The following is a 26,492-nucleotide window of genomic DNA, read 5'->3' on the forward strand; positions in this document are numbered from 1 at the left end:
GGTCGGCCCGGCCGGTGCGGCCGGTGCGGCCGGTGCGGCCTGCGCGGCCGGGTCAGCGGCGCAGGCCGCCGGTGACCATGGTGATGAGGAGCTCGTAGCTGGTCTCCAGATCCTCCGGGAGGCCGAAGCCTCCCGACGCCTCCAGGATCGCGAAGCCGTGCGCGGACGAGCGCAGCGCGCGGGCGGCGTGGACGAGGTCGGAGCCGTCGAGCTCGTACGCCCGCAGGGCCGCCAGGATGATGCCGAGCAGCCGGTCGGACGCGGCCTCCAGTCGCGGTTCGGGGTCGGGGGCCTGGTCCATCGCCGCGTAGCGGGCCGGGTGGTCGACGACGTACGACCGGTACGCGCGCATGATCGCGCGTACCGCGTCGTCGCCGGAGCGGCCGAGCACCGCGTCGCCGAGCCGTTCGGTCAGCTCCTGCACCACCCGCAGCGTGATCAGCCGGCGCAGCTCGGCGAGGTTGCGCACGTGCTTGTAGAGGGACGGCGTGGCCACGCCCGCCTGGGCGGCGACGGCGGAGAGGGTGAGGGCGGCGGGGCCCTCGGCGTCCACGATGGTGATCGCGGCGTCGACGACCCCGTCCGGGGAGAGACCCACACGCGGCATCAGGCGACCTCGTTCAGGAACGTCAGGACGGTGGCGGCCGTCTCGGCGGGGAACTCCTGGTGAGGGTAGTGGCCCGAGCCCTCGATCATCACGATCTCGGTCTTGCCCGCGAGCTCGCCCGCGACGATCTCGGCCTCGGCCCGGGGGTCGGGGAAGTCGGGGTCCCTGGTGCCCATGACGACCAGCGCGGGCTGGGCGACCCGGGTCAGCACGCCCTCCATCTCGGGCTTGTCGTCCAGGCCCATCGTGCGGGCCGCGGCCAGCCGCCCGCGCTCGCCCATGTTGGCCTTCAGGGCCTTGAGGTAGGCGGGGAAGTCGTCCGGCTTCGGTCCCTTGAGCAGGTTCTTGTAGTAGATCCCCCACAGGGTGGGGACGCTGAGGATCACCCTGGCGAGCTGGCGCATCACCGGGTTCATCTTGACCGTGCGGGCGAACGGGGCCTCCAGGACGATCGCGCGGACCAGCGCGGGCTCGTGCGCCGCGACCCAGGCGGCGGAACCGCTGGAGAACGAGTTGCCGAGCACCACGGCCGGGCCGCCGCCGAGGTGGCGGATCAGCGCCGCGAGGTCCTTGCCGCTGTCGGTGATGCTGTACGAGGCGAACGGCACGCTCGACTCGCCGTGGCCCCGCAGGTCGAGGGCGGCGACCCGGTAGCCGGCCTCGGCCAGCTTCGGGGCCAGCAGGCGGAAGGTGCCCCGCACGACGCCCATCCCGGGGGCGAGCACGACCAGCGGGCCGTCTCCGCCGGTCACGTCGTAGGCGATCCGTCCGCCGTCCACGTCCAGGTACTCGGTCATGTCCATCAACTCCCTTAGCTCGATAGCCTTAAAGCTAATGCTCTTAGCTAATGCTTGTCAAGCGGTGTCCGTGGGACGATGGTCGAGGCAGTCCACAGACCGATCGGAGGGGCTGAGGTCATTGGGGATCGCGGCCGTCGGGCGGAATATCCGCCGGCGCCGGATCGTTAGCAAAGGCAATGACTTCTGCGAACGAACATGACCATGCCACCGACCGGAAGGCGCGCGGTGTCCACGTCCCACGGCCTGGCCGAGGATCTGCGCATCTCGATCGCCCGGCTGTCGCGCCGCCTGCGCACGCTGAGGCCCGTCCCGACCGAAGGCGCCGGCGAGGCGAGCCCGCTCTCGCTGACCCAGTTCGCCGCGCTCGCCGCGCTCGAACGGCACCGCTCGATGACCCCGCGCGAGCTGGCCGACCACGAGAAGGTGCAACCCCCCTCGATGACGCGAGTGATCGCGTATCTGGAGGGCCAGGGCCTGGTGGAACGCAGCCCGCACCCGACGGACGGCCGTCAGGTGGTGCTGAGCGTGACGACGGCGGGCCGAGACCTCCTGGCGGGGGAACGCCGCCGCAAGGAGGCGTGGTTGTCGCAGCGCCTGAGCGAGCTGACGGCGGAGGAGCGGGCGATCCTGCGCAAGGCCGCGCCGATCCTGGACAAGCTCAGCCAGGCCTGACCGACGACGAGGCGGTCACCGGACCTGTGACCGAATCCGTCGCGGAGTCCGGCGCGGAGGCCACCTCGGGCGTCGAGCCCGAGCCCGAGCACAAGGCCGAGCCCAAGGCCGAGCCCAAGGCCGAGCCCAAGGCCGAGCCCAAGGCCGAGCCCAAGGCCGAGCCCAAGGCCGAGCCCAAGGCCGAGCCCAAGGCCACGGGCGGCATGTTCCGTTCGCTTCGCAACCGCAACTACCGGCTCTTCACCGCCGGCCAGGTCGTCTCCAACACCGGTACGTGGATGCAGCGCATCGCCCAGGACTGGCTCGTCCTCGAGCTCGCCCACGGCAGCGGCGTCGCGCTCGGCATCACCACCGGGCTCCAGTTCCTGCCGATGTTGCTCTTCGGGCTCTGGGGCGGCGTGATCGCCGACCGCTACGCCAAGCGCACCGTCCTGATGATCACCCAGGTCTCGATGGGGGCGCTCGCGCTGATCCTGGGCGTGCTGGCGATGACCGGCACCGCGCAGGTGTGGCACGTCTACGTGCTGGCGTTCGGGCTCGGCCTCGCCACCGTCGTCGACAACCCCACCCGCCAGGCCTTCGTGGTCGAGATGGTCGGCAAGCGCGACCTGCCGAACGCGATCGCGCTCAACAGCGCCACGTTCAACGGCGCCCGGCTGCTCGGCCCGGCGCTCGCCGGCCTGCTGATCGCCGCGATCGGCACCGGGCCGGTGTTCCTGGTGAACGCGGCGTCGTTCGGCGCCGTGCTCTTCGGCCTGTACACGATGCGCGTGAACGAGCTCAACGTCGCCGAGCCCGTGGCACGTGCCAAGGGCCAGCTCCGCGAGGGGCTCAGGTACGTGCGCGGCCGCCGCGACCTGATGCTGGTGCTCGCGCTCGTCGGCTTCGTCGCCACGTTCGGCATGAACTTCCAGATCACGGTCGCGCTCGTCGCCCGCGAGGTCTTCCACACCGGGGCGTCCTCGTTCGGGCTCGCGTCCAGCATGCTCGCCGTCGGCGCGCTCACCGGCGCGCTGCTCGCCGCCCGCCGCGCGTCCCGCCCCCGGCTGCGCCTCCTCCTCGGCGCGGTCCTGGTCTTCGGCGTGCTGGAGGTCGCCACCGGCCTGATGCCCACGTACGTCACGTTCCTGGCGATGCTCGTCCCCACCGGCATCGCGCTGATGACGTTCACCACGGCGGCGAACGCGACGATGCAGCTGAGCGTCGAGCCGGAGATGCGCGGCCGGGTGATGGGGCTCTACATGCTGGTCTTCATGGGCACCAACCCGCTGGGCGCCCCCATGGTCGGCTGGATGGCGGAGGCGTTCGGCCCGCGCATGACCATCGTCGCCGGCGGCCTCATCGCCACGGTCACCGCGCTCGTCGTCGCGGCGCTGGCCGCGCCGCGCGAGTCGGTCGCCCAGGTGCCGCGCCGGCTGGCCCGGGCGTTCACCTGATCGCCGCCCTGCCGATCACCCCCCGTTGATCACCCACTGCTGATCATTCCGAGCGTTCACGTGGACGGAACGGGATGACAGCGGGGCGCGCCGCCTGACACTCTTTGACGGTCATCGCGGGGCTTGCCGGGGGTGATCCGCTTTGATGTGCTCGATGCCGTTGCGCTGAGAATGAGGGGGAGGTCACGGCGATGGCCGTCTCGATGCAGAAGGGCCAGCGGATCTCGCTGGAGAAGCCCGGTGACGCGTTGTCCATGGTCCGCATGGGCCTGGGCTGGGACGCGGTCAAGAAGAAGGGGTTCTTCGGGGCGCGCCAGCAGGAGATCGACCTGGACGCCTCGTGCGTGCTGTTCGCCGACGGGCGCCTCGCCGACGTCGTCTACTTCGGCAAGCTGGTCAGCGACGACGGCTCGGTGCGGCACACCGGCGACAACGTGACCGGGCACGGCGACGGCGACGACGAGTCGGTGATCGTCGATCTCGGCCGGCTGCCCGTCCACGTCTCCTCGCTGGTCTTCACGGTCAGCTCGTTCAACGGCCAGACGTTCGACGAGGTCGACAACGCGTTCTGCCGCCTGGTCGACGAGAACGCGGGCGGCGAGCTGGCCCGCTACACGCTCACCGGCGGCGGCACCCACACCGCCATGGTGATGGCCCGCCTCTACCGGCACGCCAGCGGCTGGAAGATGGCCGCGATCGGCGAACCCTGCCAGGGCCGCACGTTCCAGGACATGCTGCCGTCGATCACCGCGCACGCCTGAGCCCGTTCCGATGACCGAGCTTTCCCGCGGTGCCAACACCGCGCTCCCCGCGCGCCGGGTCGGCGCCGTCGTGTCGTGCGCGGTGCCCGCCGACGTGAGCGCGCTGATCGTCGACGCCGACCGGCACGTCCGGTCGGACGTCGACCTGGTCTTCTTCAACGCCCCCGAGGCCCCCGGCGTGCGCTGGTCGGAGACGGCCGGCGGCGGCCAGCGGATCGACCTCGACCTGGACGCGGTGGACGCGGGCGCGCAGGCCGTGCTGGTGGCGGTGAGCCTCACCGGTCCGGTCGCGTTCGGCGCCCTCCCGCCGCCCCGCGTCGAGCTCGTCGGCGACGACGGGACCGTGCGGGCCGTCTACACCGTCTCCGGCCTCGGCCCGGAGAAGGCGATCATCGCCCTGGAGGTCTACCGGCGGGCCGGTGCCTGGAAGGTCCGCGCGGTCGGTCAGGGCTACGCGGGCGGGCTGGCCGCGCTGGTCACCGACCACGGCGTCGAGGTCGACGACCCCGGCGACGAGCCCATCGCGAGCCCGCCGCCGCCCGGTCTCGGCGCGGCGCCGTCCCCGCACCGGGCGCCCGCCCCGCACCAGGCGCCCGCCCCCACCCCGCCCCGGCCGCCGAGCCCCCCGCGTGCCCCGCAGCCGCCACGGCGGCCACAGCCCCCGCGCCCTCCGCTGCCGCCCGACCGGCCGCAGCACGCCACGCCCTCGCAGCCCCCGCCGCCCCCGCCGGGCCCGCCGCAAGCGGCGCCGCAGGCGCAGGCGCCCGGGCAGCACGAGGTCGGCTACGTCGAGCGGTGCTGGCTGGTCTGGGAGGACGCCAGCCGCTCGCTGGCGGCGTTCCGGTCCTCGACCGAGCACGCGCTGGTCATCCGCAACGACGAGATCGCCGGACGGGTCGCGTCCACGACGCCGGGCGGCCGTTACCAGGAGCTCATGGCCGCCGCGGCCGAACGCCTGGAGTCCGACGCGGCCCAGCTCCGCGGCGAGCTCGCCGGCTGCGAGCCGTACTGCACGGCCGAGGTCGCGCCGTTCTCCGGGCCGTCCTGGCTGACCTGGCAGCCGCGCGCCGACCTCGCCGACGGCGTCCTGCTGGGCGGGCTCTCGGTGGACGAGCTGCCCGGCCTCCAGGCACCGCTCGTGCTGCGCATGCCGTGGCGGCGCGGCATCTGGATCTCGCGCGGCGAGCTGCCCACCGACTCGGTCGCGTACGCGTGGTCGCTGGTCGCCCGGTTCCTGGCCGCCGTACCGCCCGGGGTCGCCGGCCTCGAAGTGATCGACGCCGCCGGCCTGTCGGGCGCCTCCTGGGTGAACGACCTGGACCTGGCGGCCGGCCCGGTGCCGCGCGAGGTGCTGCTGGGCGGTGGCGTGGCCACCGGCCCCGCCGCCGCCGACCGCCTCCGCCGCCTGCTGGACCTGATCGACCTGCGCGGGGTCGGCGCCGCCGAGTCCGACCTGCCCGGCGGGCCGCCGATCAGGCTCGCGGTCGTCCTGGACGCGGGCGCGATGCTCGACGGCGACCAGGCGCACCAGGTGCTGCGGCTGGTCGAGGACGGCCCGCTCGTCGGCGTTCCGGTGCTGCTGGTCGAGACCGACACCCCGACCGCCGACTCGGTGCGCGCGATGCGGGTCCGGCAGGTCTGCAACTCCCTGCCGTCCAGCCCGGGCAGCGTCGCCGACCCGTGGGTGGGCGCCGACTGGACGCTCACCCCGGACGTGCTGCCCGACGCCGGCGACGGGCGGCGGGCGCCGGCCCTGCTGGCCCACGTGCTGGGAGCTCACGCGCGCACGATCGCCTCGTACGGGGGAGAGTCGCAGTCCCTCGGCTGAAGGGGCCGCCCAGGTAAGGCGTGACAAGGCGCCTCAAGTGCTGAAAGGCTGTGCGGGTGGCGATGCGCGTCCGGCGTCCTCGGGAACGCCGATGAGACTCTTCGTCGCCCTCGTGCCGCCGCCCGAGGCGCTGGACGAGCTCGAGGAGTTCATCGCCCCCCACAAGGCGGAGTGGCCCGGCCTCAGGTGGATCCGCCGCGAGCTGATCCACGTCACGCTCACGTTCCTCGGCGAGATCGACGACCGCACGTTGGAGAAGCTGCTGCCGCGCCTCGAACGCGCGGCCGCCCGCCACGACCGGCTGTCGCTCTCCCTCGCCGGCGTGGGCGCCTTCCCCGGCAACGGCGCGCACGCGCGCGTCGTCTGGGCGGGCATCTACGGCGACCGCCGCGGTCTGGCGCGGCTCGCCGCCTCGACCACCGCCGCCGGCCGCCGCGCCGGAACGCCCCCCGACAAGCACCGCGGGTTCCGGCCGCACCTGACCCTGGCCCGCTCCCGCAACCCGGTGGACGTCCGGCCCCTGCTGGAGCCGCTGTCGGCGTTCGCCGGAGCCCCCTGGACGGCGGCCTCGGTCCACCTGGTGCGCAGCCACCTGCCCGGCAAGGACCAGCCGCCACTGGCGTACGAGTCGCTCAAGACCTGGACTCTCCGCTGAGAAGCGCACGGATGTGGCCGCTGTACGCGGCGGGGTTCACCACGGCCTTCGGCGCCCACGGCATCGCCGCCAACCTCGGCTCCGAGGACACCGTCACCTCGCTGCTCGTCCTGGGCGGCCTCCTCGCCCTGTACGACGGCGCCGAGGTGGTGCTGAAGCCGATCTTCGGCACGCTCGCCGACCGCATCGGCGCCCGCCCCGTCCTGCTGGGCGGCCTCGTCGCGTTCGCCCTCGCCTCGGCCGTCTTCGCGCTCGCCGACAGCGCCGCCCACCTGTGGCTGGCCCGCCTCGGCCAGGGGGCCGCCGCCTCCGCCTTCTCACCCTCCGCCTCCGCCCTGGTGGCCCGCCTCAACCCCGGCGCCTCCCACGGAAGGGCCTTCGGCTCGTACGGCTTCTACAAGTCCATCGGCTACACCCTCGGGCCCCTGCTCGGCGGCGGGCTGGTCTGGGCCGGCGGCCTGCGCCTGCTCTTCGTCACCCTGGCCGTCCTCGCCGCCGCCGTCGCGCTCTGGGCCGCCCTCGCGGTCCCGGCCGTCCCGCCGCTCCCCAAGACCCGCCAGACCGTCGTCGACCTGGCCCGCCGCCTGCTCGACCGCACGTTCCTCGGCCCCACGTCCGCGCTCGCCGCGGCCACCGCGGCCCTCTCGGTCGGCGTCGGCTTCCTGCCGGTCTCCGGCGCCGTCGCCGGCCTCGGCCCGCCGGCCACCGGCGCCGCCGTGTCCGTCCTCGCCCTGTGCGCCGCCGTCGTCCAGCCCCGGACGGGCCGCGCCCTGGACGCCGGGCGCCTCACCACCCGCACGGGCCTCCTGACCGGCCTCGCCGTCACCGCCGCGGGCCTGGCCGCCGCCACCCTCCCGGGCATCGCCGGAGTGCTCCTCGCCGCCGCCCTGATCGGCGTCGGGACCGGCGTCATCACCCCGCTGGGCTTCGCCGCCCTCGCCTCCGCCACCCCCGGCGAACGGATGGGCCAGACCATGGGCGCCGCCGAACTGGGCCGCGAACTCGGCGACGCCGGCGGCCCCCTCCTCGTCGCAGCCGTCGCCACAACAGCCACCCTCACCCACGGCTACGCCGCCCTAGCCCTCCTCCTCGCCCTCCCGCCCGTGCTTTCCCTGGCCTCTGCGTCCCTTGGGCGGAAAAATGCGAAAGACGCCCAGGCGGGGCCGCCGGATCACCCCGCGGCGCAGTGACAACGATCACAGAAGCGGTGCTCACTGGCAGCCTTCTTATCTGATCTTCGTGACGCTACGTTGAGGCGCCTTCGTCGCGACTGAAACCCCGTGGAGTGTCCGTGCTCGCTGTCCGTTCCGGTTCGTCCGTCCTGGTCGCCGGTCTCGCCCTTTCACTCGTCCCGGTTCTGGGGGCGAGCGCGGCGGCCGACGGCGTCGCGCAGCAGCGGATCGTGATCGACCCGATCGCGGTGCCCAACTGGGACGCCGACATCACCGTCTCGGGCAGGCTCCAGCGGCGCACGGGCGACGACGCGTGGGGCGCGGCCCCGGGCGGGACGCAGGTCCGGTTCGACGGCGCCGAGGGGCCGTACGAGACGGCCGCCACGGTCGCGGCCGGCGGGTCGTTCCGTGTCCGGCTCGTCGCGGGCTACGGCAAGATCGACGCGTGGACGCCCGCCGACGGCGAGTACCCGGCGGCGCGGGCCAAGGTCATCGGGCTCGTCTCGATCCTCCAGATCCAGCCCGGCACCCCTGACCGCGAGACCAACCCGGACTACCCGTTCGTGGGCAAGAAGTTCGAGGTGCGCCGCGTGCTGAAGGCGCGCCGCGGCGAGGTGCTGCCGGGGCGGACGGTCGCGCTCTACTGGGCTCCCCGCGGCAAGGACTGGTCGTACCCCAAGGGCGGCTGGAAGTGGCTGACCTCCGGCACCACCGGTCGCGACGGCAAGGTGGTGCTGCGCGCGACGGCCTGGAAGGAGGGGTGGCTCAGGACGGTCTTCGCCGGCGACGCCTCCTACCAGGCGGTGGAGGACGGATACGGCTTCCGGACCTACTACCAGACCGCCATCACCGGCTTCAACGCCTCGCCCGAGCCCGCCCGCGTGGGCCAGTGGCTCAAGCTCACGGGGAGGCTGTGGCGCTGGACCTCGTCCGGCGGCTGGCAGCCGGTCCGAGGCAAGCGGATCTTCGCCGACTACCGGCTCAAGGGCGCCCGGCAGTGGCGCCACGCCTTCTGCGCCAACGGCGGCGCCCTGACCGACTCCAAGGGCTGGTTCCGGCTGGAGTGCCAGACCAAGAAGGACGCCTCCTGGCGGGCGTACTACGTGAACAGCCATGGAAGCCCCGACTCTACGAGTACGGATCATCCGGCCATTTCGGGGGCGGATTACGTGGACGTGCGCTGACCTCGGGGTTCACCTCTTCAAGGCCGGGCGGTCGGACGCCCGGCCTTTTCGGGGTTGACGGATGAGTGGGTGCTCACTCATGGTGGAGTGAGCAGGTACTCAGTCGGGAAGGGGTGAACGGTCATGGGTGGGAGCTACTCGGATCTTGCGGGGAAGGTCGTCGTGGTGACGGGAGGGAGCCGGGGGATCGGGGCCGAGACGGCTCGGGAGTTCGCGGCGCAGGGGGCCAGGGTGTGCGTCGTGGGGCGGGACGGCGGGGCGCTCGACGGGGTCGTGGAGGGCATCTCGAAGGACGGTGGGGCGGCGGTGGCGGTGATCGCCGACGTGACGGACTCGGGGGCGCTGGAGCGGGTGCGGGAGGAGACCGAGGCCCGGTTCGGGCCCGTGGACGTGGTGGCGGCCTTCGCGGGCGGGCAGGGGTTTCCGGTTCCGTCGGCGGAGCTGACCGAGGAACGGTGGCGGGAGGTGATCGACTCGGATCTGACGTCGGCGTTCCTGACCGTGCGGACGTTCCTGGCGGGGATGGCCGAACGGGGGAGCGGGGCGTTCATCCTGATGTCGTCGGCGGCGGGGCGGCAGCCCAGCCTGGCCAACCTGGCCTACGGGGCGGCCAACGCGGGGGTGGTGATGATGGCGCGGCACCTGGCGCGGGAGGTCGGGCCGAAGGGGGTGCGCGTCAACTGCATCGCGCCTTCGGCGATCCTCACCGAGAAGGTGGAGGCGATGATGCCGGGGGAGATCAAGGAGCGCGTGGCCGCGGACCATCCGCTGGGGAGGATCGGGACGCCGGGGGACGTCGCCCAGGCGGCGTTGTTCCTGGCGTCGGAGGCCGGGGGTTATCTGAGCGGGATCACGATCGACGTGGCGGGAGGCAAGATCACTAACTAGAGCTCGGGGGGCGGGGGCGCCGGGCGGTCGGCGTCGGGCGGGCCCCAGGGGAGGCCGAACTTCTCGCAGGCGCGGCGCAGCTCGACCAGGTCGGGCGGGAACGTGACGTGGCGGAGGACGCGGCCGGCGGGGCTCCAGACGACGAGGCGGGGCATGCGGTCGGACGAGTCGTCGATGCCGACGCCGCCGACACGGTCGCGGGCCAGGTCCCATTCGACCCGGCCGCGCTTGGTGATCACGGCCAGGCCGGCGGCGGAGACGCGGAGCTGGGCACGGTTGCGGTCGTACAGCCAGTAGCCGCCGAGGCCGACCACGAGGCCCGCGGGAAGCGCCCAGCTCGCCGTCAGCAGGAAGCCGCCGAGGTCGGGGCCCAGCCAGACCGAGCCCAGGAGGGCGACGAACTCGCAGAGCAGCACGCTCATCCCGTACGTGCCGACGCGGGAGCGCCGGGTCGCGTCGAGGAGGACGCCGGGCTCGGTGACCGGGGGAGCCAGCTCGATGGTGGTCTCGACGGGGGCGGAGAGGGTCGAGACCGCCGAGTGGAAGGCGGCGCTGAGGTAGGCGTCGTACTCGGCGTCGGTGATCGGCAGGCCGACGCGGCGGGCGGACTCGCGCAGGTCGGTACGGGAGATCCGCAGGGCCGAGAGGGGGGCGGCGAAGAACTCGTCGCCGTCGGAGTCGTAGAGCCGCACCCAGGCGTGGCCGGAGATGGTGAGCAGCTCGATGCCGCCGATGCGGTCCTGGGGCATGCGCAGGACGACGTCGCCGGCGGCGTCGGCCCAGCCCAGGCCGTCGTCGGCGACGACGAGGCGGCCGCCGGGCACCTGCGCGAAGATCTCCGGCAGGCCGTCCAGCCCGTAGTCGGGCGTACGGGGCGACCGGGTGCCTGGGGTGATCACGCGGTAGCCGTGGTCGTCGAGGGCGTGCGCCAGCTGGAAGGCGTCCAGGCCGTGCGCGGGCAGCCGGGCGATCAGGCGGAGCCGGTGGTCGAACGCGAGGGCGGAGACCGGGGTGGGCTTGGGATCGCCGGTCACCGGGTCGAGCCGCAGGCCGGGGCCGAGCACCAGGGCCGCGATGTCCGAGGACAGGATCTCGGTGCCGTCGCGGCGGCCGGGACGGGCACGGACGTGGAGGCGGTCGGCGGTGATCTCCCATTCGACGCGCGAGGCGCGCAGGAGGCGGCGCCGGGCGAGCATGACGACCGTGATCGCCGCGAGCGCCCAGCAGCCGGCGGCCAGGCGCGGGCCGAAGCCGTGCGCGCCCTCGGCCGCGGTGCGTATCACCATCGCGACGCCGAGCAGCCCGGCGAGGCCGCCGAGCACGGCGATGCGCCGGCGGCTGGGGAGCGGGGACGGGCTCGCCAGCCGGACCGGGTCCTTGGGCGCCCGGTCGGGCGGGGCCTCGTCATGGGCGGCCTGGAGGAGCTGGGCCTCCTGGTCGAGCAGGCGCTGCTCGGCGGCCTGGTCGCGGGGGAGGCCGGTGTCGTCCAGCGCGGGGACGCGGGGGCCCTCCTCCAGGGCGGGATCGAGGAGGTCGGCGGCCTCGCCGTCGAGGACGTGCATGGTGATGCCCAGGCGGCGGGCGGTCACGAAAAGCGGCAGCGGCTCCATCCCCATGGCGGCCAGGTCGCCGACGGAGGTGCGCCCGAACTTGTGGAAGACGGTCAGGACGCCGTCGTCGGTCGTGAGGGCGAGCGCCTCGATGCGGGAACGTTCGTAGGCGACCATGCTCAGACCGCCGGGGCCGAGGCGTTCGAGGCCCGAGGCGCTGAGCCGCCAGTAGGGGCGGGTGCGACGGCGGGCGTCGGGGGCGGCGCCGAGCAGCCACGGTGCGGCGGCGACGGCGGCGATCAGGCCCGCCCAGAGCCAGACGGGCCGGATGGGCAGCAGCGCGAGCGCCACCGCCAGCAGGGAGAACGGGCCCGCGGCCACCGGGCGCCACCGGCCCCCCTGCGCGTGCAGGCCGACCACCTCTTGCTCCACAGTCAGCATCCTCTGTTTCAGGAACGTCTCCGTACCACGCCGTAGCCGACGGCCGCGGCGATGCCCAGCACCAGGAACAACCCCACACCGGTGCCTTTGGAATCCCGCTTCTGCTCGGGTGTGTCCTCCTCCTCGGCCGCCGGGCGCGCGGTCTCCGTCGGGGTCGTGATCGCGCTCTTCGGCAGGGGGATCTGGTAGACGGGCTGGTCACGGCCCTCCGAACCGGCCAGCAACGACTGGCCGTCGGCGGTGTAGGTGACCGACTCGCCCTGCTCCTGGGCGGGGATGCCGACAGAGCGCATCAGGCCGCCCGGTTTGCCGTCGTCGCCCATGGCATGGATTCGCGCGCCGAAGTAGGTACGGATGACGTAGCTGCGGCCGTCCGGGGCGAACGCGCCGTCGGTCGCGATCGCCGGCGCGTCGCCGACCCTGCGCAGCTTGTTGTAGCCGCTGGAGCGCAGCCGCGCGGGAGCCGCGTAGAGGCCGCCGGAGAACAGCTTGCTGGCGATGTAGAGACGGTTGGTCCGCGGGTTGATCATCATCGTCTCGGCGTTGCGCGGGCCGTCCTCGTACTTGAACCGGAACGCGGTGGCCTGGATGGTCTGGCTGCGCAGCCGGGCCGGCTCGGGGATGCGGTAGACCGTCACGTACGGCCAGGCGCCGCCGAGGTTGTCGCCGATGTCGGCCACGTAGATCGCCGGGCGGCCCTTCTCGTCCCGCCCGACGGCCATGCCCTCCCAGTCGCGGGCGCCGGCCCCGCCGAGGGTCAGCACCGCCCGCGTCCGCCCGTCCGGGCCCAGCGCGAAGACCTGCGCGACGCCGCCGGAGTCGTTGTGGGTGTAGGTCACGCCCTGGTGCCGCCGGCTGAGCGCCAGCCCGCTCGACTCGGTGATGCGCTCGTCGGAGACCGTGAACGCCACCTTGGCGTCGGCCGAGGTCTTCGCCGGAACGGCCGCGGTGGACGCGGCGGCGGTGGTGCCGGTGCCCGTGCCGAGGGCGGTGACGGTGGCGGTGGCGGTGACGAGGGCGAACGCGGTGAACGCCGCGGCTGTGGCACGAACGCTGGGCATGAAGCGATCTTCCCCGCTCGGCCCCGGATTGATCACTTGTCCCACGCCCGGAGCCGTTCTCAATTCAGCAGCGCACCGACGACGACCGCCAGGATGAGCGCGGTCAGCACGGTCGGCAGCAGCCATTGGGGCGCACGGTTCACGCTCCGAGCTTATTCGCCCGGGCGCACAGCTCGAACCGGGAGCTCATGATCTGCATCTCAACCAGCATGTGCGGATTGTTCGGGTTGCTGCGTTCGCCCCTTGCCGAAGATCCCGGCCTGGCGTCGGACGCCTTCGTCACCCTCGGCATGCTGGCCGAGGAGCGGGGCCGTGACTCGGCGGGCGTGGCGCTGCTCACCGGCCGGCCGGCGCGGCGGGTCACGGCCGCTCATGGCCACGACGACGACCGCCGCTCGGACATGAGCCACGGCGGGGTCCGCGTGATCAAGGGCCGGGGCCGGTTCTCCGCGATCTGGCGCACCGAGCTGCTGGCCGACCTCGACCGCTCGCCGATCGCCATGGGCCACACCCGCTGGGCGACCCAGGGCTCCCCGTTCGACCTGCTGAACGCCAGCCCGCTGGTCGTGCCGAACGGGATCGGCGCGGGCATCGTGGCGACCCACAACGGGGACGTCGAGGCGGGGCTGCTGAGGCGGCGGCACCCGCGGCTGCCGCAGGCCCAGGGCACCACCGACAGCGAGCCCGTCTTCCAGTTGCTGGCCGGCTGCCAGGGCGCGGCCACGGTCACCGGCCTGCTCGGCTCGCTGGTGGGCCGGGCCGCGCTCGCCTGGGTCGACCGTGCCCGGCCCGACCGCGTCCACCTGGCCCGCGCGGCGCTCAGCCCGCTCACGGTGGCGGTCGACGCCGAGCAGAACTTCTACTGGGTGTCCAACCCGGGATGGTTGCGGGAGGCCGAGCGGCACACCGGCGTGCGGTTCGTGTCCGCCGTCATGCTCCGCGAGGGCACCTACCTCCAGGTCGGGCTGGCCCCCGCGCGCCGCCGGACCCGGCCGCGCGTGCTCGCCCGCGCCGGGTTCGTCCCGACCGCCCGCGACTGGGACCTGGACGACCGGGTGTGGACGGGCTTCTCCGCCGCCGACATGGCCCGCGACCGCGGCACCCTCCGGCACCGGGTGCTGGAGACGCCCGCCCCGCGGCCCCCCGCGCCCGGACCCGGACCGCGCCCCATCCTGGTCCCCGCCACCTGAACGCCCGAGCGCCCGCACGGCTGAACCGCCTGAACGCCCGAGCGCCGGAAACACCGAAGGCCGGTCGTCGTGGTCGACGACCGGCCTTCCGCCGTGCTTCGGACACCCCATGGGGCGACGTGGGCTAGAGGCGCTCGACGACGTGGTCGACGCAGGCCGTGAGGGCCTCGACGTCGGCCGGGTCGATGGCCGGGAACATGCCGATGCGCAGCTGGTTGCGGCCCAGCTTGCGGTACGGCTCGGTGTCGACGATGCCGTTGGCGCGCAGCGTCCTGGCGACCGCGGCCGCGTCGACCTCGTCGCTGAAGTCGATCGTGCCGACGACCTGCGAACGCTGGGCCGGGTCGGTCACGAACGGCGAGGTGTAGGACGTCTTCTCGGCCCAGGTGTAGAGCCGCTGGGACGAGTCGGCGGTGCGCCCGGTCGTCCAGGCCAGGCCGCCCTGCTCGTTCATCCACTCGATCTGCTCGGCGAGCAGCAGGAGCGTGGCGACGGCCGGGGTGTTGTAGGTCTGGTCCTTGGCCGAGTTGTCGACGACCGTGGGCAGGCTGAAGAACTCGGGGATGTAGCGGTCGGTGGCCGCGATCTCCTCGATGCGCGCGAGCGCCGCCGGCGAGGCGAGGCCGATCCACAACCCGCCGTCGGAGGCGAAGCACTTCTGCGGCGCGAAGTAGTAGACGTCGGTCTGGCTCACGTCCACGGGCAGGCCGCCCGCGCCCGAGGTGGCGTCCACCAGCACCAGGGAGCCGTCGCCGCCGACCCGCTCGATCGGCATGGCGACGCCGGTCGAGGTCTCGTTGTGGGTGAGCGCGTAGACGTCGACGCCGTCCTCGACGACCGGGAGCGGGTGCGTGCCCGGGTCGGCGGAGATCACCGACGGGTCGGCGAGCCACGGCGCGCCCTTGGTGACCTTGGCGAACTTGCTGGAGAACTCACCGAACGTCACGTGCTGGGACTTGTCGCGTACGAGCCCGAAGGCCGCGATGTCCCAGAACGCGGTGGTGCCGCCGTTGCTGAGCAGGACCTCGTAGCCGTCGGGCAGCGAGAACAGCTGCGCCAGGCCGCTGCGGACCCGGCCGACCAGGGACTTGACCGGCTTCTGCCGGTGTGAGGTGCCCATGTAGGTCGAGCCGCTGTCCGCGAGCGCGGCGAGCTGTTCGGGCCGCACCTTGGACGGGCCGCAGCCGAAGCGTCCGTCGGCGGGCTTGAGCTCAGAGGGGATGACAATTGCTGGGTTAGCGCTGTCGGTCACTCGCCCTAGCGTAGTTGACCTGCTGTATTGATCTTCCGCTGGCCCGCATCTTGAGACGTGGAACTCATTTGCGGCGGCGCCGCAGCGCCCACGCGAGCAGCGCGACAAGGCCCGCCAGGCAGACCGCCGCGATCGTGGCGGGCGGGTAGAGCCACGGGTCGCCCTTGTCGCGGGCCTGGAGCGCGGTGTCGATCGAGTCGTACGCGAGGAACGCCAGCAGCAGCGCGGCCAGCGCGGCGGCGATGCGGCCGGAGGCGGCGTTGGTGCTGCGGCGCCGCGCCTCGCGTTCCTCCTCGTACCGCTTCAGCTCCTCCGCGGCCGTGACGGAGGGCCGGTCGCCGGATCCGCCCGCTTCGCCCCGCGCGGATCCGCCCGCCTCGCTCCGCGCGGTGGCGGCCGGCGGGGAGGAGGGGCGGGCGCTCGGGCCGATGTCGCCCTCGAGCGGCTCCTCCGAGTCATCGATCACGGACCAATCATTGCAAATGGGCTTCCCTGATCGGGGTTGCGGTCGATTTCATGGCCGTCTGCGTCCAACCGGGCGCCAGGCTCGTTCCAGCCACCCCGGAGGTGCCGAGTGAACATGGGCGGCGATGTCACCCGGCTCGAAGGGCTGATCAGCCTCTTCCAGCGGCTGCGCGAACGGCCGACGAGCCGGGCCGGCGACCGGCTGCGCCCGTTGCTGCTCACCATCGGCACCCCGCAGGAGACCCGCCAGGTCGCGCACTTCCTCGTCGAGGAGTGCATGGCCGACGGCGGGCCCTACAGCCACATCACGGCCGACGGCCAGTCCTCGTTCACCGACCTGGCGCTGCTGCTGCGCCACGCGAGCCGCGACCTGGCGGCGCACCGCCCGCGGTTCGAGCCGGCGCTGCGCTTCCCGCTGCTGAGCATGGCGTTGTGGCTGCTGGAGTTGCGACGCATGCGGCTCCAGCAGGAGCAGGACGGGGAGAACGCGCGGGCGCCGCGTTTCTCGTCCAACGCGCAACGGCAGACCTGGCAGCTCGCGGGCGAGCTGAAGGCCGCCGAGGAGGACGCGCAACGCCGGGCGCTGCTCGGCCGCGGAATCCGCAGGCGCCGGCAGACCGTGGTGCCGGCCGAACGCCCGGGAGAGCGCGGGCGGCTCGCGTCGGGGCTGGGGCACCTGGAGCAGGTCGCGCCGATCGGCGTCGCGCTGGTCGCCCTGCTGAGCGCCGGCACGGCCGCCACCCTCGACCTCGCCGCGGCGATGCTGGCCGCCTCCGTCGGCGTCGTGTTCATCGCCGGGCAGATCACCGCGCGCACCCGCGACTGGGCGGGGCGGCGGCGCTACCGCTGGTTCACCACGGCGGAACAGACCTACCTGCGCGGCAACCGCTCGTCGGACTTCCTCGGGCTGGCGCTCGACGTGTTCTTCCGGGACGAGCCCGACCCGGGGATCCCGCTGGACGACGAGCTCGAACGGCTGCTCGTCGCCGCGTTCCTCCAGGACCTGCGGCACGGCTACCGGCGCGGGATCATGCGGGCCCCGTGGGCCCGGGTGCGCTATCCCGCGGTCGTCTTCGACCTGTTCCCGGTCGGCCATCCGAGCCGCGACCAGGCCCGGCGTTTCGTCGAGCGGGTCGAGGAGCTGCGGCGCGACGAGGAGCGCGCCGACCCGCTCGTCGTCGCCTTCCCGTTCGCCTCGGCGGACGAGGCGGACGGGTTCGCCGCGGCGGTCCGGGTGCCGCTCGCGGACGGCGCGGCGACCGATCTGGGCGACCTGCGCGAGTACGACGGCGGCAACCGGTTCTGGAACGAGCACCGCGCCGACCAGCGGCGCGTCGGGGTGCTCGGCACGCGGCGCGCGTTCCGCGTCGATCTCGGGGCGGGCGACGGCTCCTCCACCGAGCCGGTCTACCGGGGGCGGCGGCGGCCGTGGCTGACGCATCCGGCGCTGCCGTGGGTGGTGATGGGCATGATCCTTGTCGCGTCCATCTCGGTGATCTCGGTCCAGACGGTGCGCTACTGCGCGCCCACGTCGGTCTGGCACGGCGCCAACGGGGAGTGCATCGGGATCTCCGACGGGTCGTACGTCTTCGCGCAGCGGCTGGAGGGCGTGGAGAAGCGCATCCGCAGGCTCAACTCCGACGCGGTGTCGTCCGGCAGGCCGTACGTCACGATCGTCTATCTCGGGCCGATGACCACCGACCCGAGCAACAGCAACCCGCAGGCCGACCTGATGGCGGGCGTGCACGGCGAGCTGGTCGGCCTGTCGATCGCGCAGGAGCGCCACAACGAGGCCAGCGCCCTGCCGCGGCTGCGCGTCCTGCTGGCCAACACCGGCTCGCGGTTCCGGTACGCCGCCGAGGTCGCCGGGCACGTCCGGCGGCGGGCCGCCGAGGACCCGCGCATCGTGGCGGTGGTCGGGTTCGGGCACAGCCGGGTCCAGACGGACGCCGCGATCGACGTGCTCGCCAAGTCGGCGCTGCCGATGATCGGCACCACCAACACCTACGACCTCACCGCGCGCCGCGGGACGAGCTTCTCGCCGTACTACTTCCGGCTGGCGCCGTCCAACTGGCGGCTCGCCAGGTACGCCGCGTACTGGAGCCGGAACGGCCAGCTCGACGGCCTCCGGGCGACCAGCGCCGACGTCTTCTACGACGCGTCCAGGGACGACCTCTACAGCCGCAACCTCGCCCGCGACTTCGCCGACGCGTTCAAGCCCGGCAAGGTGCGCATGTTCGCCTACTCCGACCCGAGCCAGGTGCCGGGCATGGTGGGCGAGGCGTGCACGGACCCCGCCCAGCTCTTCTACTACGCGGGCCGGTCGGACGAGTTCCAGTCGTTCATCAACAAGGTCGCCAACACCTCGTGCGGTGGGCGGCGCGTGGTGCTGGCCGGGGACGAGGTGACCAAGTACGTCAGCGACCGCGCGGTCGAGATCGGCCGCACCGACACGCTGCGGCTCTACTACACGCCGCTGGCCGCACGCGAGGCCTGGGACCGCCGCTGGGTGGGCGACCGGCCGCTGCAGACGTTCTACTCCGAGTTCGAGCCGGTGGTGGACGCGCTGGTCGGCAAGAGCGCCCCGGCGTACGTCCGGCCGTCCCGCACGCACGCCGCCATCGGCTACGACGCCGCCCGCTCGATCATCAACGTGGCGGAACGTGTCTACAGCGAGCAGGGCCAGACGCTGCCGACGGCGGCCGCGATCCTGTCGGAGCTGACCGAGCCCGCCCAGGGCGCCTACCCGCAGGGGGCGAGCGGCCTGCTGCGCTTCGGCCCGCGCACCGCCGGTCACGAGGTCGAGCAGAAGCCCGTGCTGCTGTCCAAGGTGGAGAAGAACGGCGTCACCGGCGTCGTCCAGGTCTGCGGGCAGCTGGCCGGCGGCGGGCGACCGCAGGCGGCCTGCCCGCCCGCCTCCTGACGGGAGCGGCGGCTGTCAGGCCTGGTGGCCGGCCGTGGCGGCCTGGCCGGCGGCGCCGGGTCAGCGGGCGGGGCGGTGCTCAGGAGCGGTGGCCGGGGCCGCGGAACGTGCGGCGGTAGGCGCGCGGCGAGACGCCCACCGCCGCGCGCAGGCGTTCGCGCAGCGCGGCGGCGGTGCCGAAGCCGACCTCGGCGGCGATCCGCTCCACCGGCATGTCGGTGGATTCGAGCAGCTCGCGGGCACGGTCGACCCGCTGCCGGGTCAGCCACTCGGCGGGCGAGGTCCCGACCTCCCGCCGGAACCTGCGGGTGAACGTGCGCACGCTGACCGACTCCCGCGCGGCCAGGTCGCGCAGCACGATCGGCTCGTCGAGGTGCTCCAGCGCCCAGGCCCGCGCGGTGCGGGTGGACGGCGAGGCGGGCTCGGTGACGGGCCGCGGGATGTACTGCGCCTGCCCGCCGTCGCGGTAGGGCGGGACGATGGTCCGCCGCGCGACCTCGTTGGCGACGGCCGCGCCGTGGTCGGAGCGGATCATGTGCAGGCACAGGTCGATGCCCGCGGCCTCGCCGGCGGAGGTGAGGACGTCGCCGCCGTCGGTGTAGAGCACGCCGGGGTCGAGGTGGACGCCGGGGTAGAGGCGGCGGAAGTCGCCGGCCGACAGCCAGTGCGTCGTGGCGTGCCGCCCGTCCAGCAGGCCCGCCGCGGCCAGGGCGAACGAGCCGGTGCAGATCGACGCGACGCGCGTGCCGGGCCTGATGCGGGCGAACGCGTCCGCCAGCGCGGGGCCGAGCCGTCCCCGCGTCATGGTCTCGTCGGGGAGGTGCGCCGCCGGGACGATCACGGTCCCGGCCGTCTCCAGGACCTCCGGGCCGCGCGGCACGTGGACGGTGAAGTCGGCGTCGGTACGGAGGTCGCCCGGCGTCGGCGTGCAGGTCACGACGTCGTACAGCGGCTCACCGGCCGCCGATCTCGCACTCCGAAGAGCTGGTGCACGATGCCGAGTTCGAGCGGCATCAGGCCGTGCCGGACCAGCACCGCGACCGTGGCGGCGCCCGTCCCCGTCGCCGTTGCCGCGCCCGCGCCCGTCCCCGTGCCGGTCTCCGTCTCCGCCGTCGTGTCCTTCCCCGTGACCGTCATGTTCCGATCCTCGCGGACGGCCCGGCCGCGGCACGAGGAGGGCCAGGACGGCGGCGACCAGGCAGAGCAGCGCCGCGGAGACCCACATCATCGTGTAGGCACCGAGCAGGTCCCGGACCAGGCCGCCGCCGAGGGCCATCAGCCCCGCGCCCACCTGGTGCGCCGCGAACGCCCAGCCGAAGACCACGGCCGCCGAGCCCCGGTCGAACGCGCCCCGGATCACGCTCAGCGCCAGCGTCGGCGGCACCGTCGCGACGTCCAGCAGGCCGAAGAGCACCACGAACGCGATCAGCGGCGGGGCGGCGGCCGGGCCCAGCAGCGAGGGCAGGACGAGCAGCGAGATCCCGCGCAGCGCGTAGTAGACGGCCAGCAGGCGGCGCGGGTCGTACCGGTCGGTGAGCCAGCCGGACACGACGGTCCCGGCCACGTTGAAGACGCCGACGAGGGTCAGCAGGGACGCGGCGGACGTCGGCGCCATGCCGTGGTCGCCCGCGGCGGGCACGAAATGGGTCCACATCACGCCGTTCGTCGAGACGCCGCAGATCGCGAACGTGGCCGCGAGCAGCCAGAACGTCCGGGTGCGCGCCGCTTCGGCCAGGATCTGGAACGCCTGCCGGAAGGCGTCACGGCGGGGCGGCGGGGGAGGCGTGACGTCGGTGGCGCCGTACGCGGGCGACCCGGTGTCCGCCGGGTGGTCGCGCAGGAGCAGGGCCACGAGCGGGAGCACCACCAGGGCCGCGAGCGCCACGGTGACCGTGCCGGACCGCCATCCGGCACGTTCGACGACGGCCGCCAGGACGGGCAGGAAGACGAACTGGCCGAACACGCTCGCCGCGGTGAGGATCCCGGTCGCCAGACCGCGCCGCCGGACGAACCACCGGTCGGTGACGACCGCGGCGAGGGTGCCGCCCATCGTGCCGGTGCCCAGTCCGACGAGCAGGCCCCACCAGGCGGCGAACTGCCACGGCGCGGTCATCACCGTCGTCAGCCCGGCGCCCAGCGCGACGAGGGCCAGGGCCGCCGAGGCCACCCGGCGCGGCCCGAACCGGCCCATGAGGGCGGCGGCGAACGGCGCGACGAGCCCGTTCAGCGCCATGGTGATCCACATGACCAGGCCGGTCGTCCCGTGCGCCCAGCCGTACTCCGCGTGCAGCGGGCCGACGAGGAGCCCGGGGAGCGTGCCGAACGCGCCGGCCGCCACGATCGCCGCGGCGGCGACCGCGGTGATCCACCACGCCCGGTGAACGTGCCCGAGGGTTTCATGGAGCGACATGCCTACGACGTTGCTCCAGGTGAGCGCACGGAACGAGGGGTCTCCGGGCCGACAACCGCAACGATCGGGCCCCTCGCGCCGCCGAAATTCGTGATCGTTTCGATCCGAATCACCCGCCCGCTGCGTCCTAACCTCGAGACGGAACGTGACGAGGCGGATTCGGTTCGGGGACATCGGTTCGGGGGGACGGCGCGGAAGCGAGGCGTTGATGTATGGCGGGCGAGGGCGACAGGGTCCTGAGCGAGGACCGGCTGCGCGGAGTGCTCGACCTCTTCGAGAGGCTGCGTGAACGGCCCACGCGGCGCTGGCGGGAACGGGTCCGGCCGTTGCTGCTCCTGCTCGGCACGGGCGGCCACACCGGTCACGTCGTCGACCTGTTCAAGAACCGGTGCGAGGCCGAACGGGCTCCGGTGTCGCACATCGCGGCGACGACCACGGCCACCGACGTCGCCGGCGTCCTGCGGGAGGCCGGGCGGGAGCTCTCCCAGCCCAGCAGCCACCCGCGCGGTGAGCCGCCGCTGCGGTTCCCGCTGCTGGAGATGGCCCTGTGGCTCCGCGACCTGCGGGAGATCCGGCTGGCGGGCGACCGGCCCGTGCCCCGGGACGCGCCGCACTCCGAACGTGAGAACCACCTGCTCGTCCAGCGGCTCACCCGCCCTCCCATCGGGGACAACGAGGACTCCCGCCGACGCGAGCTGAACCGCGTCATCCGCCGTCGCGGCCGGGACGTGCTGCGCGACCTGGAGGAGGGGCAGCGCGGCCGGCCCGCCACGTTCCTGGGCTTCCTGGAGCAGATCGCCCCGATCGGCGTGGCGGCCGTCGCGGTGATCAGCGCCGGTACCGCGGCCGCCCTCGACCTGGTCGCCGCGGCGTTCGCGGCGGCGCTCGGGCTGGCGTTCGTGCTGATCCAGATCCTGGCCAGGACGCGCGGCTGGTACGGGGTGCGGCGGTACCGCTGGTTCCTGCGGCAGCCGTACCTCGACAGCGACTCGACCGGCTTCCTCGGGTTCGCGCTCAGGGTCGTCGACCCCCGCCCGGTGGAGCCCGACGACCACGGGGAACAGCTCGACCTGCTGCTCGTCGCCGCGTTCCTCGAAGACCTGCGGCGCAACCACCGGCGCAACATCAGGCGGGCGGCCTGGGCGCGGGTGCGCTATCCGGTGCTGCTCTTCGAGCACCTGCCGCCGGGGCACGTCGGGGTCGAGTTCGTCGAGCTGGTCGAGCGTGTCCGCGCGGACAACCAGCGCGACCCGAGGTTGCGCGACTTCGACCCGCTGGTGATCATCGCCGGGGTCGATCCGCTGGCCCCGGCCACCGACGACCCCTCGATGCCCTCCGACTCGCGGCTCGTGGACCGGCTGACCCGTTCGGCTCGGGCGGCGTGGACGGGCGACGCGGCCGACGCCGTCGGCGCGCGCCGCCTGTGGGACGACTACTGGCGGGAGCAGCGCAGGGTGCGCGCCCTCGGCTCGCGCCGGGCCCTGCGGGTGGACGTGACACGCGACCCCGGCGGGGACCTCCCGCCGCCGCGCGCGCCGCGCCGCAGGCCGCGCGCCGCCCACCCCGCGCTGCCGTGGATCGCCATGGTCGCCGTGCTGGTCTCCTCGGTCACGGTGGTCGCGGTGCAGGCGGTGAAGTACTGCTCGCCGTTCCAGATCAGGCGGACGGCCGAGGGGGAGTGCATCGGCATCACCGACGGCTCGTTCCAGTTCGGGGAGAGCTCGGCGGGCGAGAACAACGACAACCGGCTCTCCCCGGTGCTCAGCCGGATCAAGGAGCTGAACGACGAGGTGCTGCTGTCGGGCAAGCCGTACGTCACCGTCGTCTACCTCGGCCCGGTGACCGCCGACGCGTCCATCAAGAACCGGCGCATCGACCTGCTCGCCGGGGCGCAGGGCGAGCTGGTGGGCCTGGCGATCGCCCAGCAGCGGTTCAACGACGCCAGCCAGAACCTCCGGCTGCGCGTCCTGGTGGCCAACGCGGGCGCCAAGTTCAGGTACGCCGTGCAGGTCGCCGAGCAGATCCGCGAGCGTGCGCTGGACGACCGGTCGATCGTGGCGGTGGTCGGCTTCGAGCAGAGCCGCCGGCAGACCCAGGACGCCATCAAGGTCCTGGCGAAGTCGGCGCTGCCCCTGGTCGGGACGGCCAACTCCTACAACAGGACGGCCATGCTGAACGGCGGCGCGGGCTTCTCGCCGTACTACTTCCGGCTGGCCCCGCCCAACTCCAGGCTCGCGCGGCACGCGGCGTTCTGGGCGCGTGAGGGACAGGTGGGCGGGATCCGGGCGCGGAGCGTCGACGTCATCTACAACGCCGACCCGCAGGACCTCTACAGCAAGGACCTGGCCGACGAGTTCGAGAAGTCGTTCCGGCCCGGGAAGGTGCGCAGGTGGCCGTACGCGAACCCCGGCGACCTCGACGAGGCGGTGCGCACCGCCTGCAAGGACCCGGCGGACCTGTTCTACTACGCCGGGCGGTCCGACGAGTTCCGCGGCTTCATCAACGTCCTCGAACTGGCCTGTTCCGAGCGGCGGGTGGTGCTCGCCGACGACGAGATCGCCAAGTACGTCAGCGACAACGGCACCGACATCGGCCGCAAGGGCACGTTCGAGCTCTACTTCACCCCGCTCGCGCTCGGCGAGGCGTGGACGCCGCGCTGGATCGGCGCGCGGCAGGCGCCGCAGACGTTCTACTCCGACTACGACCCGGCCGTGGAGAAGATGTTCGGCGCCGACGTCCCGCGCAACGAGAAGCCCTCGATCACGCGGGCCGCGGTCAGCTACGACGCGGCGACGGTCATCGCGAACGTGGCCAACCAGGTCTACTGGGAGCAGGACGCGCAGCCGACGGCGGGCTCGGTGTTCGCGGCGCTGAACGACCCCGAGCGCGACGTGCTGCCCAACGGGGCGAGCGGTGTGCTGCGGTTCGGCCCGCGGTCGACGGGCCACCAGGTCGTCGACAAGCCGGTGCTGCTGGCGACCGTCCGCCGCGACGGCCGTACCGAGGTGGTCGCGCTGTGCGGCAAGCTCGTCGCCGGCGGCCAGGCCGCGTCCCCCTGCCCGCCCGAGCCGCGGCGCTGAACGGGCGGGCAGGGCGGGCAGGGCGAGCAGGGGAGCCGGCGGGCAGGGGGCCGGGCGCCCCAGGCGAGCAAAAGGCCCCCGGCGGCTGCCGGGGGCCTCGAGCGCGTCGAGCGGGGGTGGCTACGCCTGCGTCATCAGGCGTCGTAGCGCTTGAGGGCCTCCGCTGCGCCGGCGACGTCCTCGATCGAACGGCTGCCGGGTCCGACGTACTTGGCGCTCGGCCGGACGAGACGGCCGGTGCGCTTCTGCTCCAGGATGTGCGCCGCCCAGCCGGCGGTGCGGCCGCAGGTGAACATGGCGGGCATCATCGCGGTCGGGACCTGGGCGAAGTCGAGGATGACCGCGGCCCAGAACTCGACGTTGGTCTCGATCGCACGGTCCGGGCGCCGCTCGCGCAGCACCGCCAGGGCGGCGTCCTCCAGGGCCTTGGCGGCCTCGAAGCGCTCGGCGCCGAGCTCCTTGGCGGTCCGGCGCAGCACGCGGGCGCGCGGGTCCTCGGCGCGGTAGACGCGGTGGCCGAAGCCCATCAGCCGCTCGCCGCCGTCGAGGATGTCGGTCACGACCTTGCGGGCGTCGCCGATCTGCTCGACCTTCTCGATCATCGGCAGCACGCGCGCCGGGGCGCCGCCGTGGAGCGGTCCCGACATGGCGCCGATGGCACCGGAGATGCTCGCCGCGACGTCGGCGCCGGTGGAGGCGATGACGCGGGCGGTGAACGTGGAGGCGTTGAGACCGTGCTCGGCGGCGGAGACCCAGTAAGCGTCGATGGCCTGCACGTGCTTGGGGTCAGGCTCACCGCGCCAGCGGATCATGAACCGCTCGGTGATGGTCTTGCCCTCGTTGATGCGGGTCTGCGGCACCATCGGCACCGCCACGCCGCGGGCGGACTGCGCCGCGAACGACAGCGCGGTCACCGACACCTGGGCGAGGTTGGCGCGCGCCTCCTCGTCGGTGATGTCGAGCAGCGGCCGCATGCCGTACGCCGGGGCCAGGATCGGCAGGGCGCTCTGCACGTCCACGCGCACGTCGCCGGAGTTGACCGGCAGCACGTGCGGTTCGGCCGGGGCGAGGCCGGGGTCGAAGCTGTCGTCGACCAGCAGGCCCCAGGCGTCGCCGAAGGAGACGCGGCCGACGAGTTCCTCGATGTCGACGCCCCGGTAGCGGAGGGCGCCACCCTCCTTGTCCGGTTCGGCGATCTCGGTCTCGAAGGCTACGACCCCCTCGAGACCGGGTTTGAAGTCGGACATGTCCGTCCTGCCTTTCGTCCCCATAGTGATAAGGCGGTGCCGTGCCATTGAACCCTGTCCGCCTTACTGGTGAGTACCCAGGTCCCTGTGAGTTGCACAATGACCAGGTGGGAGGCTCAGACGCTGTGGATCGCCCAACGCCAGACCCCGCACGGCTCCGCAGATCCTACGAGGGAGGGGAATTGCTGGAAGAGGCCGTACCCGCCGATCCGTTCCCGCTCTTCGACGCCTGGTTCGCCGACATCGCCGCCGCGGGCCTGGCCGAGCCGAACGCGATGATCCTCGCGACCGCGTCCGCCGGCGGGGTGCCGAGCGCCCGGACGGTCCTGCTGAAGGGGTACGGGCCCGACGGATTTCGCTTCTTCACCAACCTCACCTCCGACAAGGCCCGCGACCTCGCCGAGAACCCGCGTGCGGCGCTCGTCTTCCCCTGGCATCAGGTCTACCGGCAGGTGCGGGTCACCGGGTCGGTGCGGGCGCTGTCGCGCGGGGAGAACGCGGCGTACTTCGCCTCCCGGCCGCACGGCTCGCAGCTCGGCGCCTGGGCCAGCGACCAGTCCGCGGTGATCCCGGGCCGCGAGGTGCTCGAGGACCGCTACGCCGAGCTGGCCGAGCGCTGGCCGGATCCGGACGCGGGCGCCATCCCCCTGCCCGACTTCTGGGGCGGGTACGCGGTGGTCCCCGAGGCGGTCGAGTTCTGGCAGGGGCGGCCCGACCGGCTCCATGATCGGCTCCGCTACCGCCGCACGGGAGAGGGCTGGACGATCGAGCGCCTCGCCCCCTGAACGGCGCCTCCGGCGACCGGAGGGTCAGGAGCGACCCCTTGCCAGGTTCCTGTCATCTAAGATGCTTAACCTTGCTAAGGAGTCA

The 26,492-nt window shown here is 73.5% G+C and carries 19 protein-coding genes and 2 pseudogenes; 12 read left to right on the forward strand and 9 right to left on the reverse strand.

The window, feature by feature from the left end; all coding sequences use genetic code 11:
* Positions 1-52 precede the first annotated feature (52 nt).
* A complete protein-coding gene (locus ABZ810_RS34475; protein WP_358410413.1) occupies positions 53-607 on the reverse strand; it encodes a WHG domain-containing protein in 555 nt (184 codons plus the stop codon).
* Positions 607-1,404 carry an alpha/beta hydrolase gene (locus ABZ810_RS34480; RefSeq protein ID WP_358410415.1) on the reverse strand — a complete coding sequence of 266 codons (798 nt, stop codon included), beginning with the start codon at positions 1,402-1,404 and terminating at the stop codon, positions 607-609. Before ABZ810_RS34480 ends, ABZ810_RS34475 begins: the two co-directional genes overlap by 1 nt.
* Before the next feature lie 198 nt (positions 1,405-1,602).
* Here ABZ810_RS34480 and ABZ810_RS34485 point away from each other — a divergent pair, with 198 nt between their 5' ends.
* The 8 genes from ABZ810_RS34485 (at position 1,603) to ABZ810_RS34520 (ending at position 10,003) form a co-directional block, all read left to right on the forward strand.
* Positions 1,603-2,079 carry a MarR family transcriptional regulator gene (locus ABZ810_RS34485; RefSeq protein WP_358410417.1) on the forward strand — a complete coding sequence of 159 codons (477 nt, stop codon included), beginning with the start codon at positions 1,603-1,605 and terminating at the stop codon, positions 2,077-2,079.
* A 203-nt stretch (positions 2,080-2,282) separates the two neighbouring features.
* Positions 2,283-3,515 (forward strand): MFS transporter, encoded by a 1,233-nt coding sequence (locus ABZ810_RS34490; RefSeq protein WP_358410799.1) that lies wholly within the window; start codon positions 2,283-2,285, stop codon positions 3,513-3,515.
* A 191-nt stretch (positions 3,516-3,706) separates the two neighbouring features.
* Entirely contained in the window at positions 3,707-4,276 is a 570-nt protein-coding gene (locus ABZ810_RS34495) for a TerD family protein (RefSeq protein WP_358410419.1), read from the forward strand.
* Positions 4,277-4,286: 10 nt separating this feature from the next.
* On the forward strand, positions 4,287-6,104 hold the full coding sequence (locus ABZ810_RS34500) for a TerD family protein (RefSeq protein ID WP_358410422.1): 1,818 nt from the start codon (positions 4,287-4,289) through the stop codon (positions 6,102-6,104).
* A 91-nt stretch (positions 6,105-6,195) separates the two neighbouring features.
* On the forward strand, positions 6,196-6,759 hold the full coding sequence (gene thpR, locus ABZ810_RS34505; RefSeq protein ID WP_358410425.1) for an RNA 2',3'-cyclic phosphodiesterase: 564 nt from the start codon (positions 6,196-6,198) through the stop codon (positions 6,757-6,759).
* An 11-nt stretch (positions 6,760-6,770) separates the two neighbouring features.
* On the forward strand, positions 6,771-7,949 hold the full coding sequence (locus ABZ810_RS34510; protein ID WP_358410427.1) for an MFS transporter: 1,179 nt from the start codon (positions 6,771-6,773) through the stop codon (positions 7,947-7,949).
* Positions 7,950-8,050: 101 nt separating this feature from the next.
* Complete coding sequence (locus ABZ810_RS34515) at positions 8,051-9,115, forward strand: hypothetical protein (protein WP_358410429.1); 1,065 nt, start codon at positions 8,051-8,053, stop codon at positions 9,113-9,115.
* Between the two features lie 123 nt (positions 9,116-9,238).
* Positions 9,239-10,003: an SDR family NAD(P)-dependent oxidoreductase gene (locus tag ABZ810_RS34520; protein WP_358410430.1), complete on the forward strand. Its 765-nt coding sequence runs from the start codon at positions 9,239-9,241 to the stop codon at positions 10,001-10,003.
* On the opposite strand, the gene ABZ810_RS34525 is transcribed toward ABZ810_RS34520, so the two are convergent.
* Positions 10,000-11,985 carry a hypothetical protein gene (locus tag ABZ810_RS34525; RefSeq protein WP_358410432.1) on the reverse strand — a complete coding sequence of 662 codons (1,986 nt, stop codon included), beginning with the start codon at positions 11,983-11,985 and terminating at the stop codon, positions 10,000-10,002. The two genes, ABZ810_RS34520 and ABZ810_RS34525, sit on opposite strands and share 4 nt — an antisense overlap.
* A gap of 17 nt (positions 11,986-12,002) precedes the next feature.
* Positions 12,003-13,055 (reverse strand): hypothetical protein, encoded by a 1,053-nt coding sequence (locus ABZ810_RS34530; protein ID WP_358410433.1) that lies wholly within the window; start codon positions 13,053-13,055, stop codon positions 12,003-12,005.
* Between the two features lie 188 nt (positions 13,056-13,243).
* Here ABZ810_RS34530 and ABZ810_RS34535 point away from each other — a divergent pair, with 188 nt between their 5' ends.
* On the forward strand, positions 13,244-14,245 hold the full coding sequence (locus ABZ810_RS34535) for a hypothetical protein (protein WP_358410434.1): 1,002 nt from the start codon (positions 13,244-13,246) through the stop codon (positions 14,243-14,245).
* Between the two features lie 124 nt (positions 14,246-14,369).
* Here the strand turns inward: ABZ810_RS34535 and serC are convergent, their stop codons facing one another.
* Positions 14,370-15,497, reverse strand: coding sequence for a phosphoserine transaminase (serC, locus tag ABZ810_RS34540; RefSeq protein ID WP_358410436.1), 1,128 nt, complete (start codon positions 15,495-15,497; stop codon positions 14,370-14,372).
* 64 nt (positions 15,498-15,561) lie between these two features.
* Positions 15,562-15,963 (reverse strand): hypothetical protein, encoded by a 402-nt coding sequence (locus tag ABZ810_RS34545; RefSeq protein ID WP_358410437.1) that lies wholly within the window; start codon positions 15,961-15,963, stop codon positions 15,562-15,564.
* A 114-nt stretch (positions 15,964-16,077) separates the two neighbouring features.
* Here ABZ810_RS34545 and ABZ810_RS34550 point away from each other — a divergent pair, with 114 nt between their 5' ends.
* Positions 16,078-18,885 carry a hypothetical protein gene (locus ABZ810_RS34550; RefSeq protein WP_358410439.1) on the forward strand — a complete coding sequence of 936 codons (2,808 nt, stop codon included), beginning with the start codon at positions 16,078-16,080 and terminating at the stop codon, positions 18,883-18,885.
* A gap of 79 nt (positions 18,886-18,964) precedes the next feature.
* On the opposite strand, the pseudogene ABZ810_RS34555 reads toward ABZ810_RS34550, so the two are convergent.
* Positions 18,965-19,899: pseudogene (locus tag ABZ810_RS34555) on the reverse strand (helix-turn-helix domain-containing protein).
* 136 nt (positions 19,900-20,035) lie between these two features.
* A pseudogene (locus tag ABZ810_RS34560) lies at positions 20,036-21,469 on the reverse strand (MFS transporter); the annotation flags it as partial.
* A gap of 38 nt (positions 21,470-21,507) precedes the next feature.
* On the opposite strand from ABZ810_RS34560, the gene ABZ810_RS34565 reads away from it, so the two are divergent.
* Complete coding sequence (locus ABZ810_RS34565; RefSeq protein WP_358410440.1) at positions 21,508-24,375, forward strand: ABC transporter substrate-binding protein; 2,868 nt, start codon at positions 21,508-21,510, stop codon at positions 24,373-24,375.
* Between the two features lie 134 nt (positions 24,376-24,509).
* Here ABZ810_RS34565 and ABZ810_RS34570 read toward each other — a convergent pair whose 3' ends face one another.
* A complete protein-coding gene (locus tag ABZ810_RS34570) occupies positions 24,510-25,622 on the reverse strand; it encodes a citrate synthase 2 (protein ID WP_358410441.1) in 1,113 nt (370 codons plus the stop codon).
* A 125-nt stretch (positions 25,623-25,747) separates the two neighbouring features.
* Here ABZ810_RS34570 and pdxH point away from each other — a divergent pair, with 125 nt between their 5' ends.
* Positions 25,748-26,407: a pyridoxamine 5'-phosphate oxidase gene (gene pdxH / locus ABZ810_RS34575; RefSeq protein WP_358410442.1), complete on the forward strand. Its 660-nt coding sequence runs from the start codon at positions 25,748-25,750 to the stop codon at positions 26,405-26,407.
* Positions 26,408-26,492: the final 85 nt, after the last annotated feature.

The organism is Spirillospora sp. NPDC047279 (assembly GCF_040643285.1).
Classification (GTDB): domain Bacteria; phylum Actinomycetota; class Actinomycetes; order Streptosporangiales; family Streptosporangiaceae; genus Spirillospora.